Annotated in this window: 14 protein-coding genes; 5 read left to right on the forward strand and 9 right to left on the reverse strand. The window is 71.9% G+C overall.

Annotated elements, in window-relative coordinates; translation table 11 throughout:
* The first annotated feature begins 79 nt into the window (after positions 1 to 79).
* Positions 80 to 928, forward strand: a complete 849-nt coding sequence (locus GA0070604_RS26120) for an ABC transporter ATP-binding protein (RefSeq protein ID WP_091124133.1) — start codon at positions 80 to 82, stop codon at positions 926 to 928.
* A complete protein-coding gene (locus tag GA0070604_RS26125; protein ID WP_091124136.1) occupies positions 925 to 1770 on the forward strand; it encodes an ABC transporter permease in 846 nt (281 codons plus the stop codon). Before GA0070604_RS26120 ends, GA0070604_RS26125 begins: the two co-directional genes overlap by 4 nt.
* A gap of 61 nt (positions 1771 to 1831) precedes the next feature.
* On the opposite strand, the gene GA0070604_RS26130 is transcribed toward GA0070604_RS26125, so the two are convergent.
* Both GA0070604_RS26130 and murA read right to left on the reverse strand, forming a co-directional pair.
* Positions 1832 to 2680, reverse strand: coding sequence for a 3-hydroxyacyl-CoA dehydrogenase family protein (locus GA0070604_RS26130; protein ID WP_091124140.1), 849 nt, complete (start codon positions 2678 to 2680; stop codon positions 1832 to 1834).
* A gap of 99 nt (positions 2681 to 2779) precedes the next feature.
* Complete coding sequence (murA, locus tag GA0070604_RS26135) at positions 2780 to 4219, reverse strand: UDP-N-acetylglucosamine 1-carboxyvinyltransferase (RefSeq protein WP_091124143.1); 1440 nt, start codon at positions 4217 to 4219, stop codon at positions 2780 to 2782.
* On the opposite strand from murA, the gene GA0070604_RS26140 reads away from it, so the two are divergent.
* Both GA0070604_RS26140 and GA0070604_RS26145 read left to right on the forward strand, forming a co-directional pair.
* On the forward strand, positions 4218 to 4790 hold the full coding sequence (locus GA0070604_RS26140; protein WP_091124147.1) for a cob(I)yrinic acid a,c-diamide adenosyltransferase: 573 nt from the start codon (positions 4218 to 4220) through the stop codon (positions 4788 to 4790). The two genes, murA and GA0070604_RS26140, sit on opposite strands and share 2 nt — an antisense overlap.
* Positions 4766 to 5185: a VOC family protein gene (locus GA0070604_RS26145; RefSeq protein ID WP_091124152.1), complete on the forward strand. Its 420-nt coding sequence runs from the start codon at positions 4766 to 4768 to the stop codon at positions 5183 to 5185. Before GA0070604_RS26140 ends, GA0070604_RS26145 begins: the two co-directional genes overlap by 25 nt.
* 30 nt (positions 5186 to 5215) lie before the next feature.
* On the opposite strand, the gene GA0070604_RS26150 is transcribed toward GA0070604_RS26145, so the two are convergent.
* The 3 genes from GA0070604_RS26150 to GA0070604_RS26160 form a co-directional block, all read right to left on the reverse strand.
* Positions 5216 to 5935: a DedA family protein gene (locus tag GA0070604_RS26150; protein WP_091124156.1), complete on the reverse strand. Its 720-nt coding sequence runs from the start codon at positions 5933 to 5935 to the stop codon at positions 5216 to 5218.
* An 81-nt stretch (positions 5936 to 6016) separates the two neighbouring features.
* A complete protein-coding gene (locus tag GA0070604_RS26155; protein WP_091124160.1) occupies positions 6017 to 6715 on the reverse strand; it encodes a response regulator in 699 nt (232 codons plus the stop codon).
* Positions 6712 to 7881: a sensor histidine kinase gene (locus GA0070604_RS26160; RefSeq protein ID WP_141721402.1), complete on the reverse strand. Its 1170-nt coding sequence runs from the start codon at positions 7879 to 7881 to the stop codon at positions 6712 to 6714. The genes GA0070604_RS26155 and GA0070604_RS26160 overlap by 4 nt, the downstream gene beginning before the upstream one ends.
* Before the next feature lie 131 nt (positions 7882 to 8012).
* Between GA0070604_RS26160 and GA0070604_RS26165 the strand changes: the two genes are divergently transcribed.
* Positions 8013 to 8612, forward strand: coding sequence for a class I SAM-dependent methyltransferase (locus tag GA0070604_RS26165; RefSeq protein ID WP_091124166.1), 600 nt, complete (start codon positions 8013 to 8015; stop codon positions 8610 to 8612).
* 106 nt (positions 8613 to 8718) lie between these two features.
* Here the strand turns inward: GA0070604_RS26165 and GA0070604_RS26170 are convergent, their stop codons facing one another.
* The 4 genes from GA0070604_RS26170 to GA0070604_RS26185 form a co-directional block, all read right to left on the reverse strand.
* Positions 8719 to 9300: a hypothetical protein gene (locus tag GA0070604_RS26170; protein WP_091124124.1), complete on the reverse strand. Its 582-nt coding sequence runs from the start codon at positions 9298 to 9300 to the stop codon at positions 8719 to 8721.
* Positions 9301 to 10253: 953 nt separating this feature from the next.
* Complete coding sequence (locus tag GA0070604_RS26175; RefSeq protein WP_091124170.1) at positions 10254 to 10709, reverse strand: DUF2550 domain-containing protein; 456 nt, start codon at positions 10707 to 10709, stop codon at positions 10254 to 10256.
* Between the two features lie 12 nt (positions 10710 to 10721).
* A complete protein-coding gene (locus GA0070604_RS26180; protein WP_091124174.1) occupies positions 10722 to 11000 on the reverse strand; it encodes a F0F1 ATP synthase subunit epsilon in 279 nt (92 codons plus the stop codon).
* Between the two features lie 129 nt (positions 11001 to 11129).
* Positions 11130 to 12275, reverse strand: coding sequence for an LCP family protein (locus tag GA0070604_RS26185; protein ID WP_091124176.1), 1146 nt, complete (start codon positions 12273 to 12275; stop codon positions 11130 to 11132).
* Positions 12276 to 12320 lie beyond the last annotated feature (45 nt).

Below are 12320 nucleotides of genomic sequence, written 5' to 3' on the forward strand. Positions count from 1 at the left end.
GTACGAGCGACGCGACATGTCGGATAGCTACCACACCCTGGCCCACGGACCCGGCCGGCGACGTCGCACACTGGACGTCATGGATGACGAGCTGGCGATCTCCGCACGGGGACTGCGCAAGGCGTACGGCGACAACGTCGCGGTGGCGGGCGTGGACCTCGACGTCCACCGGGGCGAGGTGTTCGCCCTGCTCGGCCCGAACGGCGCGGGCAAGACCACCACCGTGGAGATCCTGGAGGGCTACCGGCAGCGCGACGCCGGCGAGGTACGCGTACTCGGCAGCGACCCGGCCCGCCCGGACCCCGCCTGGCGCTCCCGGGTGGGCATCGTGTTGCAGGGCACCGGGGAGTTCGACGAACTGACCGTCGCCGAGGTGGTCCGGCACTTCGCCGGCTTCTACCCGGCCGCCGACGACCCGGACAAGGTGATCGAACGGGTCGGGCTGGCCGCCAAGGCCAAGGCCCGTACGCACACCCTCTCCGGTGGGCAGAAGCGCCGCCTCGACGTGGCGCTGGGCATCGTCGGCCGCCCCGAACTGCTCTTCCTCGACGAGCCGACCACCGGTTTCGACCCGGAGGCGCGGCGGGAGTTCTGGGAACTGATCCGGGACCTGGCCGCGGCCGGCACCACCATCGTGCTGACCACGCACTACCTCGACGAGGCCGAGGCGCTCGCCGACCGGGTCGGCGTGATCGCCGCCGGGCGGGTGGTCGAGGTGGCCCCGCCCAACCGGCTGGGCAACCGGCAGGAGGCGCTGGCGACGGTCTCCTGGCGTACCCCGGACGGGATGTTGGAGAGCACGGCGAGCGCGACGCCGACGGCGCTGGTGGCGGAGCTGGCCGCGCGCTTCGGCGGTGAGGTCCCGGGCCTCACGGTGACCCGGCCGACCCTGGAAGACGTCTACCTGAAGATGATCGGACACCGATGACGACCACCACGAAGCCGGCGGCCCCGGTCGCCGCTCCCGCGGCCCGGCGGCTCGGGCCGGGCGCGCTCGCGCTGCGGCAGGGCCGGATGGAGATCACCCAGTTTCTGCGCAGCCGGGAGTCCGTCGTGTTCACGATGGGCTTCCCGATCATCATGATCCTGATCTTCGCCTCGATCTTCCACGGCGAGATCGGTGGCGGGGTGAAGTTCACCCAGTACTTCATCACCGGCATGATCGCCAGCGGCCTGATGACGGTGAGCTTCCAGAACCTCGGCATCTGGATCCCGATCGAGCGGGACCGGGGCGTACTCAAGCGCTACCGGGGCACCCCGATGCCGAAATGGGTGTGGTTCGCCGGCAAGGTGATCATGGTGGTGGCGATCGGCGTCGCCGAGACCGCCCTGCTGCTGCTCGTCGCCGTGCTGCTGTTCGACCTGAAGCTGCCCGACACCGCCGCGAAGTGGTTCACCTTCGGCTGGGTCGCCACGCTCGGCGTCACCGCGTGCACCCTCGGCGGGATCGCCATCTCCTCGCTGGCCCGGACCGCCCGCAGCGGCTCGGCCGTGGTCACCCCGGTCGCCCTGGTCCTCCAGTTCATCTCCGGGGTGTTCTTCGTCTTCACCGAGCTGCCCAACTGGATGCAACAGGTGGCGGCGATCTTCCCGCTGAAGTGGATGTGCCAGGGGCTGCGTTCGGTCTTCCTGCCGGAGAGCTTCGCCGGTCAGGAGCCGGCCGGCTCGTTCGAGCTGGGCCGGGTCGCCCTGGTGCTGGCGATCTGGTGCGTGATCGGCCTGGCCCTCTGCCTGACCACCTTCCGCTGGACCACCAAGCGCGACGGCTGAGGTGCAAGGAGGGGCCCCCTGTTAACGCCTGGCGCATAGCAGGGGGCCCCTATTAACACGCTCAGTACGCGTAGAAGCCCTGGCCGGTCTTGCGGCCCAGGTCGCCCGCGGTCGCCATGCGCTGGAGCAGCTCCGGCGGGAAGAACTTCTCGTCCGCGGTGTCGGTGTAGATGTTCTTCGTGGCGTTGAGCAGCACGTCCACGCCGGTCAGGTCGACGGTGGCCAGCGGGCCCATGGCGTGCCCGAAGCCGAGCTTGCACGCGGTGTCCAGGTCCTCGGCCGACATGACGCCCGACTCGACCAGCCGGACCGCCTCCATGGCCAGCGCGCAGATCAGCCGGGTGGTGACGAAGCCGGCGATGTCCCGGTTGACCACGACCACGGTCTTGCCGACCTCCTCGGCGAACGCCTTCGCCCTGGCCAGCGTCTCGTCACTGGTCTTGTAACCCCGGACCAGCTCGCAGAGCTTCATCATCGGCACCGGCGAGAAGAAGTGGGTGCCGACGACCGACTCGGGGCGCTCGGTGGCGGTGGCGATCTGGGTGACCGGGATGGCCGAGGTGTTGGTGGCCAGCACCGCGTCGGCCTTGCAGATCTTGTCCAGCGCGCGGAACACCTCGTGCTTGATCTCGATCTTCTCGAAGACCGCCTCGACCACGACGTCCGCGTCGGCCGCCGCCTCCAGGTCGGTGGTCGGGGTGATCCGGGCCAGGGTCGCCTCGACCTCGGACGCCTCGATCCTGCCCTTCTCGGCGAACTTCTCCAGCGACTTCCGAATGCCGTCGACGCCCCGCCTGGTGGCCGCGTCGTCCAGGTCCCGCAGCGTCACCTGCCAGCCCGCCTGCGCCGCGACCTGGGCGATGCCCGAGCCCATCAGCCCGGCACCGACGACCGCGAGTCGACCCGCCATCTGCTTCTCCCTCGCCTGATTGAGTGTCTGCCAGCACCCTAGTCGGCGAGCCTGAACGAGCACTAAGGGTGTCTCGCGGGGCGGCCGCGCCGGGCGCACTCAGATGGCGAGATCCGGCTCCTCGGGCGCGGTGCCGCGTTCCACCTCCACGCCGAGCGCCCGCAGGTCGGCGACGAAGTCCGGGTAGCCACGGTCGACGTGGTGCACATGGGAGACCTCGGTCACCCCGTCGGCGCAGAGCCCGGCGATGATCAGGCCGGCACCGGCCCGGATGTCGGTCGCGCGTACCGGGGCGCCCGAGAGCCGGTCCCGGCCGCAGACCAGGGCGTGGTGGCCGTCGGTCCGGATGTCCGCGCCGAGCCGCATCATCTCGTTGGCGAACATGAACCGGCCGTCGAAGATGTTCTCGGTGATCAGGGACGCGCCGTCGCTCACCGCGGCCAGCCCGATCGCCATCGGCAGCAGGTCGGTGGCGAAGCCCGGAAACGGCAGGGTCACCACGTCGACCGCCTTCGGGCGGTCGTCGACGCGTACCCGGAAGGCATCCTCCCGGGTCTCCACCAGGCCGCCGGCCGAGATCAGTTTGTCCAGCGCGACCTCCAGGAACGCCGGGTCGATCCCGGTCACGGTGACGTCCCCGCGGGTCATCGCGGCGGCGAACGCCCAGGTGCCGGCGACGATCCGGTCGCCGACCGTGGCGTGCCGGACCGGATGCAGCTCGGGCACCCCGACGATGTGCAGGGTGGAGGTGCCCTCCCCCTCGATCCGGGCCCCCATCCGGATCAGCATCGAGCAGATGTCGACGATCTCCGGCTCCCGGGCGGCGTTGTCGATCGTGGTGACGCCTTGGGCCAGCACCGCCGCCATCACCAGGTTCTCCGTGGCGCCGACGCTCGGGAAGTCCAGCACGATGTCCGCGCCGTGCAGCCCGTCGGGGGCCTCGGCGATGACGAAACCGTGCTCACCGGAGATGTTCGCACCCATCCTGGTCAGCCCGGAGATGTGCATGTCCAGGCCGCGCGAGCCGATGGCGTCCCCGCCGGGGTGGGCCACCCGCACGTACCCCCGGCGGGCCAGCAGCGGGCCGAGCACGCAGATCGACGCCCGCAACCGGCGGACCAGGTCGTAGTCGGCCTCCGCGCCGGGCCGTTCCGGTACGTCGATGACGACCGACCGGGAGCGCTCCACCCCGCCCCGGGCCACCATCGGGTCGACCGGGTCGTCGGCGGCGAACCGTACGCCGCAGCCGAGCCGGCGCAGCACCTCCCCCATGATGGCGATGTCGGTGATCCGGGGGACGTTGGTGATCACGCTGCGCCCCGGGGCGAGCAGGGCGGCAGCCATCAGCTTGAGTGCGGAGTTCTTCGCCCCGACGACGTGCACACTGCCGGCCAGCCGGGCCTCACCGTGCACCCGGATGACGTCGACGTCGCTGACCGCCGGGTCCCCGGCGTCGCCCGGCCCGACGCCGGCTGTCCAGCCGCTCCGGCCCGGTCGCGCCGGGATGGTCAGATCCGGTATCCGTAGGCTGTGCGTCATGGCCGTCCACCTCACGCGCATCTACACCAAGGCCGGCGACGCCGGCATGACCAGGCTGAGCAACAACGAGCAGGTGCCGAAGACCGATCCGCGGATCGCCGCGTACGCGGACGTCGACGAGTGCAACGCGGCGATCGGCGTCGCGCTCGCCCTCGGGCAGCTCGACGACGAACTCCGGGCGGTGCTGGAGTCGATCCAGAACGACATGTTCGACGTCGGCGCGGACCTGGCAACCCCGGTCGAGCCGAACCCGGCGTACCCGCCGCTACGGGTCACCGAGGAGTACGTGGAGCGCCTCGAAGGCTGGTGCGACGAGTACAACGGGCGCCTGGGCAAGCTCGACTCCTTCATCCTCCCCGGCGGCACCGCGGGCGCGGCGCTGCTGCACGTGGCACGGACGACCGCCCGACGCGCCGAGCGTGCGGCGTGGGCCCTGATCGCCCACGACCCGGAGCGGACCAGCCCCCTCCCGGCAAAGTATCTCAACCGGCTCTCGGATCTGCTCTTTATCCTGGCAAGAACGGCAAATCCGAACGGAGATGTGCTATGGGTGCCGGGCGGGAAGCGCTGACCGTCGGCGGCCTGCACCACGTCGAGGTCTGGGTACCCGATCTCGCCGCCGCCAATGCCGGTTGGGGCTGGCTTCTCGGCGAGTTGGGCTGGACGCCGTACCAGGACTGGCCGGCCGGCCGGTCCTGGCGGCTCGGCTCCACGTACCTGGTGATCGAGGAATCCCCGGCGTTGAGCGGTCGGGTGCACGACCGGCTCGCGCCGGGCCTCAACCATCTGGCCTTCCACGCCGGCCCGCCGGCCGCCGTGGACCGGCTGGTCGCGGCCGCCCCGGAGCACGGCTGGGAACTACTCTTCCCGGACCGCCACCCGCACGCCGGCGGCCCCGGCACCTACGCCGCCTACCTCGCCGACGGCCAGGGGTACGAGGTGGAGCTGGTCGCCGCGCTCGACTGACGGCCACGCCCCGCCACGGATCCCCGGCGCTCAGGATCGGTCCGGTGCACCCCGACGGGCCGGGGCGCTGCGGCCGGCACCCGGCCGGCGGGAGCCGACCCGCCAACCGGTCAACCGTCGGCGGCCCCGGACCGGTCCGGCACAGGTCCGCGCGTACCGGCGTACCCGGAACCGGTGGCCGCCGACCGCGACGGCGACCGCCGCGACGACCAGCACCCCCGCGGCGGCCGGCAACGCGGTCGGCACCGCGCCGACCGCCCAGCCGAGCAGCACCGTCCCCGGCACCCAGACCGCCACCGCCAGCGCGTCGAAGAGCACGAACCGCCGGTACGGCAACCCGGCCGCCCCGGCCACCCGGGGCACCAGGGTGCGGACGAAGGCGGTCCAGCGGCCGAGCAGCACGGCCGACCCGCCCCGGGACGCGACCAGGGTCTCGGCCCGTCGCCACCGGCCCTCCCCCACCCAGCGGCCCAGCCGACCACGGCGCAGCCGGGACCCGAGCAGCCGTCCCTCCAGGTAGCCGACCTGGTCCCCGGCGAACGCCGCGAGCGTGGTGACGGACAACGCGACACCCAGGTCGAGGCGACCGGCCCGGGCCAGCAGGCCGACCGTCAGCATCGTGGTGGCGGCCGGCAGCACCAGGCCGATCAGCAGCCCCACCTCGGCGGCGAGCACGGCCGCGGCGGCCAGCAGGACCTGACCCGGCGGCAGGGTGTCGAGCCGGTCCAGCAGGGAATCCAGGAGAGCCACGTCAACCAGCCTGCCGGGGCGAAGCCGCCGCGCCGTCCTTCCGCGGGCCGGGCCGGGTCCTCCAACTGGCCGGCCCCTCCCCTAAGGCTGCCCCGCGCCCGGCACGGGGTTGAAGTCGTCGTCGACCAGGCCCAGCCGGTGCGCCAGCACCGCCGCCTGCACCCGGTTACGTAGCTCCAGCTTCTCCATCGCGGCCGACACGTGTGTCTTAACGGTGGTGATCCCCAGGTGCAGTCGGGCGCCGATCTCCGCGTTCGACAGCCCGGCGCCGACCAGGGCCAGCACCTCCCGCTCCCGCGCGCTGAGCAGCCGCAGGCCCGCCCCGTGCCCGTCCGGGCGGGGCCGCCGCTCCCGGTCGTGTGCCGCGAGCGCCCGGTGCAGGACGCTGGCCAGCACCGGCGGGGCCAGCAACGCCTCGCCCCGCGCCGCCCGGCGTACCGCGTCCACCAACTCCTCCGGAGCGCCGTCCTTCACCAGGTAGCCGATCGCGCCCGCGCGGAGCGCGCCGTACACGTTGGCGTCGTCGGCGAAGGTGGTCAACACCAGCACCCGAGCGGACGGCTGCCGGTCCAGGATCCGTCGGGTCGCCTCGATGCCGTCCATCCGGGGCATCCGCAGGTCCATGAGAATCACGTCCGGCCGCAACCGCTCGACGAGGCGTACGGCGTCGTGGCCGTCCCCCGCCTCGCCCACCACCTCGAAGCCGCCCGCCGTCCGCAGCAGCAGGCCGACCCCGGCCCGGACGAGGGTCTGGTCGTCGACCACGAGCACCCTGATCACGCGTTCTCCCTGATCGGCAGGCGGGCCCGCACCCGCCAGCCACCGCCGTCCGTGGCCGCAGCGGTGAGCGTGCCACCGAGCAGGCCGACCCGCTCCCGCATCCCGTTCAATCCATACCCGGACGCCGGCAGCGCGGAACGCGGCCGCACCGGCCCGCTGTCGAGCACCTCCAGCAGCAGCGCACCGCCGACCACCCGGACGTCCACCGAGGCGATCGCCCCCGGTCCGGCATGCTTGAGGGTGTTGGTCAGCGCCTCCCGCACCACCCGGGCGGCCGTCGTACCCACCACCAGCGGCACCCCGGCCAGCGCCGGCGGCACCGTCACCTGGACCGCCACGCCCGCCTCGCGGACCCGCCGGGTGGCGTCCCGGATCACCTGCTCCGGCTCCACCTGCGGCTCGACCGGCTCGACCGCCTCCGGGTCCCGCAGCACCTCCAGCAGCTCCCGCAGTTCGTCGAGCACCTGCCCGGCGGTGTCGCGCAGCTCGCTCAGGGCCGACACCGCCTCGTCGGTCCGGCCGGTGTGCTGCACCGCGTACCGGGCTGCGCCGGCGCGCAGGGCGATCGCCGCAATGTGGTGGGCCACGATGTCGTGCAGGTCCCGCGCGATGGCGGCCCGCTCGGTGAGCCGGGCCGCCCGGGTCTCGGCCGCCCGGCGCTCCTCCACCTCCCGGGCGCGTTCCTCGGCCGCCGCCGCGGCGAGCCGCACCCCGCGCAGGTACCGGCCGAACGCCACCGGCGCGGCGACGACCGCGGCCAGCATGATCAGGCGGACCAACCCGGTGCCGCCGGAGAGCACCTCGGCACCGGTGTGGTGCAGGATGTCAACCAGCGTCACCCCGAGGAAGAGGACGTACGCCGCCGCCGTCGAGGCCCGGCCGCACAGGTACGCGACGTAGCCCAACGCGACCGCCGCGGCGAGCTGCGGGGTGTTCGTTCCGGCCGGCGTCACCGCCCCCGCGACGAGCAGCAGCGCCGACTCCGCGAGCAGCGCCGGCCAGGGCCACCGGCGTACGGCCACCAGAGTGAGCCCGGCAAGGACCGGGAAGACCCACGCCCACTCCTTCCCGGCCGACTCGACCCGGGTACTGGCCAGGCCCAGGGCGGCCGTGGTCAGCCCGAGCAACAGCTCGCGCCACCAGCCACGCCACCACCCACCCGTCACCTGGCCAACCATACGGACGTACACCGCCTGCGCCGGCCCTCCCATCGGCCGCCGCGCCTCCTCCAGATGGCCGGTACGCGGACCACCGGCACGAGGGCCGCACCGCTGTCCCGCACCTAGCGTCGATCGGCATGATCAGCGACGCACCGGCCTTCCTCGTCCAGTTCGTCCGGCACCCGATCGCCACCGGCGCGGTGCTGCCCAGCGGGTCAGCGCTGGCCCGGGACATCACGGCGGCCGTGCCACGGGTCGGGCATCCCCTGGTGGTAGAGCTGGGCCCAGGGACCGGAGCCTTCACCCGGGCGATCCAGCAGCGACTGGCCGGCCGCGGTCACCACCTGGCGGTCGAACTCAACCCGGCGTTCGCCGCCGGTCTGGCCCGCCGGCACCCCACCGTCGAGGTGGTACGCGCCGACGCCGCCGCCCTCGGAGAACTACTGGGAGAACGCCGACTGGCACCGGCCGACGTGGTCGTCAGCGGGCTGCCCTGGGCCGCCTTTCCGGCCGGGCGGCAGCAGGCCATCCTCGACGCCGTGGTCGGAGCGCTGGGCACGGGTGGGGTCTTCACCACGTTCGCGTACCGGCACGCGCTGCCGACCCGCCCGGCGCGACGCTTCCACCGGCTGCTGGCCGGCGCCTTCGACGAGGTGACCGTCGGCCGGACCGTCTGGACCAACCTGCCACCGGCCCTGGTCTACCACTGCCGCCGCCGGCTCCACCCCAGCCCCTGAGACCGCTCGGTTCGGCTCTTGGACGCGCCGTCCAAACGCCGCTGGCCGGCACCCCGGGTTGCGGGGTGCCGGCCAGCGATGTTCATGTGTTCGTGTTCTGTGGTTGTCAGCTGTTCCAGTGCTGGGCGACCAGGTCGGCGGCCTGCTGCTCCCACTGGGCGTAGGCATCCGGGTACGCCGACACCTGCACCGTCTGGGCGGCCTTGGTCAGCGGCATGTCCTGCCACCCGTCAACCTGCTTCAGACCCTTCAGGAACGCCATCGTCGAGTACTCCGGATCGGTGATCTGCTCCGGCGAACCCCAACCACTGGACGGACGCTGCTGGAACAGACCCAGCGAGTCATGGTCATTCTTGTCGCCGAGGTGGCCCAGGTTCTCCAGCTTCGACTCCTGCAGACTCGTCGCGATCGACACCACCGCAGCCCGCTCCGGCATCCCGGCCTTCTTCGTCGCCGCGATGATCGCCTTCACGTTGCCGGTCTGCTCGTCGTTCAGACCGATCCTCGACTGCGCGCCCTGCACACCATGCGGAATCAGCTTGCCGCTGTCCGGCTTGTCGGCCTGCACGACGGCCGGGTTGGCGTGCACCGGCTCAGCCGCGTGAGCCGCGATCGGACCAGCGAACACACCACCGGTGAAAGCCAGACCAGCAACACCAAGAACGCTCTTACGCAGCATCGTGTTCATGACAAAGCTCCATTCGGGGGTTGGCGCACACCCGCCGACAAGAGGGGAGACGGCAATTCCGTGTGCGCAAGCACCGTCAGGCGCTCAAAGCAAGGGGGGGGGAAAGTCATCGACCGGAACGCTCACGGGGCGAGGGGATCGCCTCTTCGCGGCGCCGGGACCATGTACAACGACCGACCACCCGGCATCATTCCCGGGGCCCGGGGCCCGGGGACCCGGGACCGGGGCGCCCGCCGACAGCGGGACGATCATGGGCCGGTACAACCCGCCCACGCGGGGCGACCGCCCACCCAAACCAGGGCGACCCACCCAAACGGGGGCACAGACCGTCCAAGCAGGGCGACATGGCAGTCGAGCCCCGCCGAAGCGGACCGCCCGAAGCGGGCCGCCTCCAGGGTCAGGGTCTTCCTCGGCCGTGCACCCGGGTTCAACAACCCCCGACGCGCGGCCATTCCGTCCGAGGGGACGCCACCCCACACCCCCGAACCGGACGTCCGGCGCAAAACAGGCGCCGAGTGATCCTGAAAGCTCCGTGATCCACTCCAGGTGCCGCAAACGGTGGTCACCGGCCCCGCCGAGACCACCACATGCCGCACACGGAGTCGATCAAGACCTAGTGGAGGCGGACGGGCTCAGAAGCCCGACATCCGGCACCCGCCGGCACCGCCACATCCCCCACACGGAGTCGACCACGGCCCCGCAGAGGCCGGACGGGCAGGCGGACACGGAAACGGACCGAGCCGGCAATACCCGGCGGTGCCAGGGGTGCGACCTAGGCGAACGAAACCCGGCGCGATGGCGTACACGAGACATGGGTGGCGGGCGGAAGGCGCCGCATGATGCGGGAGCAGGGGGTGCCGCCGCGCCCATCCGGCGGGCTACGGCCGATACCGCAGCCTCGGCACGGTGGACGACGGGGCCGGGTGGCACCGGACCGGTCACGCAGCCGGAAGCTAGGCGGCGGGCCAGTCCTGGGAGGCCAGACGCGGCGAGGCCGCCCCGGGCGGGGCGGCCTCGAGCCAGGAGAGGAAGCCGGTGACCGTGGATCGTGCCATGGCGATCTCCACCGGCGCGTGGTGACTGGTACAGCGCAGGATGATCCAGTCGGCCGGCATGGAGAACCGTTCCTGCCCCTCGGGCAGCCGGCGGCGCTCCACGGCAAGCCCCTTGCGGGAGAGCACCCGCTTGGGCCGCAGGGCGAAGCTGAACATGCGGTACCAGCGGAGCTCGTCGCCGACGAAGCGGCCGAAGCCGGGCGACCAGCCTCGGCCGTCGAGGATCGTGGAAACGCGGACGCTGAGGCGGATGATGCCTCCGCTACGGGTGAACAGGGCCCGCCGGACGAAGAGGATCACGAGCGCGGCGAACACGACCGCGACGCCGATTCCGATCCCTTCCACGATCTCCATCGGCGGGTCGGCTCAGCGCGCCGGGGTGGCCGGGGAGGCGCTCTCGGCGAGGACGGTGACGCCCTCACCGGTCACCGACAGGAAGCCGCCGGCGATGTCGTACGCGAGCTGCTGGCCGCCGGGCTGCTTGATGCGGATCTGGCTGGGCTCGGCGAGCTGGCCCAGCACAGGCGCGTGCCCCGGCAGCACACCCAGCTCACCCTCGGTCGTCCGGGCGACGACCATCTCGGCCTCGCCGGACCAGACCTTCTCCTCGACGGCTACGAGCTCGACGTGAAGCTGCTGTGCCACGCTGTCTCCTTGCTGCGGCGGCGGATTGCCGAAAGTCTAGTCGCGGGCCCGAGCGCCACCCAACGCGGGTGCCGAGACCTGCGACACGTCACCGGCCTCGGCACCCGCGCGGGTGCGCTGGCGCTCAGGCTAGCGGGTCTTCTGCTTGAAGTCGGGATGCTCCAGCAGGAACGCGTCGAGCTGTTCGTCGCGCAGCGCCGCGAAGAAGTCGTCGGCCCCCGACAGCAGCTGCTCGCCCTGATACTTCCCCGAGCTGCTGGTGACAGGCCCACCCGGCAGTTTGATCGTCTCGATGGCGTCGGGCCGGATGTTCTTCAGGGCCAACCCGAAGTCGATCACGCTGTTGCCGCGACCGTTGAAGATGAGCGACTCGCCGGCCGCGCGGAGCACCCGGTCCAGCTTGAGCGGATTGGTCACCACGTCGGCGCTGAACGCCTGGCTCACCATCGCCTTGACGAACTGCTGCTGGTGCCGCTGCCGGCCGTAGTCGGAGTCCGGCACGCCGTTCTTCGGATAGCGCTGGCGTACGTAGTCCAGCGCCTGCCAGCCCTTGAGGTGGGCGTTGCCCTTCTCGTACTTGGCCTGCGGGCCGAGGTAGCCGCCACCGCCCGGCTTCAGCTGGCGCATCTTGCCGTCGGGCTGGCGGTGCTCCGACCGCACCTCCCGCTCGATGTACATGTCGACGCCGCCCATCGCGTCGACGATCTTCTGGAAGCCGTTGAAGTTGATGATCGCGCCGGCGTCGAAGCGTTTGATCCCGGTGACCTTCTGGACGGTCTTGGCGAGCAGTTCGAAGCCCTGCGCGGCGTCCGGGTTCTGCCCGGGCACCACGCTGCCGTGCGACATGGCGGCATTCAGCCGGTCGTTGCCGCCCGGGTAGTTCGCCTTCGGGAACTTCGGAATGTCGACCCGTAGGTCGCGCGGCAGCGAGAAGAGGTACGCCCGGTCCAGGCCGGCCGGCACGTGCAGCACCATGATCGAGTCGGACAGCGGCCGCGCCTCCGGCTTGCGGGGGTCGATGCCGACCATGAGGATGTTGAGGGGGCCCTTGATGTCGCTCTTCTTCTCGACCGCGCCGGCCGCCTCGTCGCCGAAGAGGTCCCCCTTACCGATCGCGCCCTCGTAGCGGGCCACCAGGGCCTGGTAGCCCACCAACACACTGCCGCTGAGCATCATGAGGACCACGCCGAGAATGGTGCACGCCTTGGCCCATCTCGGCACACCCCACCAGATGGACCGCTTGCCGCGGCTCCCGCCGGCCTTACCCACGAGCATCTCCAATCGTCACGCCCACGACTGGCAGACGGGCGCACGGAACCG

The sequence above is a fragment of the Micromonospora eburnea genome, assembly GCF_900090225.1.
Classification (GTDB): domain Bacteria; phylum Actinomycetota; class Actinomycetes; order Mycobacteriales; family Micromonosporaceae; genus Micromonospora; species Micromonospora eburnea.

Coding starts and splice junctions, on each gene's coding strand:
- GA0070604_RS26120 (WP_091124133.1), top strand. CDS start 80: ATGGATGACGAGCTGGCGATCTCCGCACGGGGACTGCGCAAGGCGTAC.
- GA0070604_RS26125 (WP_091124136.1), top strand. CDS start 925: ATGACGACCACCACGAAGCCGGCGGCCCCGGTCGCCGCTCCCGCGGCC.
- GA0070604_RS26130 (WP_091124140.1), bottom strand. CDS start 2,680: ATGGCGGGTCGACTCGCGGTCGTCGGTGCCGGGCTGATGGGCTCGGGC.
- GA0070604_RS26140 (WP_091124147.1), top strand. CDS start 4,218: ATGGCCGTCCACCTCACGCGCATCTACACCAAGGCCGGCGACGCCGGC.
- murA (WP_091124143.1), bottom strand. CDS start 4,219: ATGACGCACAGCCTACGGATACCGGATCTGACCATCCCGGCGCGACCG.
- GA0070604_RS26145 (WP_091124152.1), top strand. CDS start 4,766: ATGGGTGCCGGGCGGGAAGCGCTGACCGTCGGCGGCCTGCACCACGTC.
- GA0070604_RS26165 (WP_091124166.1), top strand. CDS start 8,013: ATGATCAGCGACGCACCGGCCTTCCTCGTCCAGTTCGTCCGGCACCCG.
- GA0070604_RS26170 (WP_091124124.1), bottom strand. CDS start 9,300: ATGAACACGATGCTGCGTAAGAGCGTTCTTGGTGTTGCTGGTCTGGCT.
- GA0070604_RS26175 (WP_091124170.1), bottom strand. CDS start 10,709: ATGGAGATCGTGGAAGGGATCGGAATCGGCGTCGCGGTCGTGTTCGCC.
- GA0070604_RS26185 (WP_091124176.1), bottom strand. CDS start 12,275: ATGCTCGTGGGTAAGGCCGGCGGGAGCCGCGGCAAGCGGTCCATCTGG.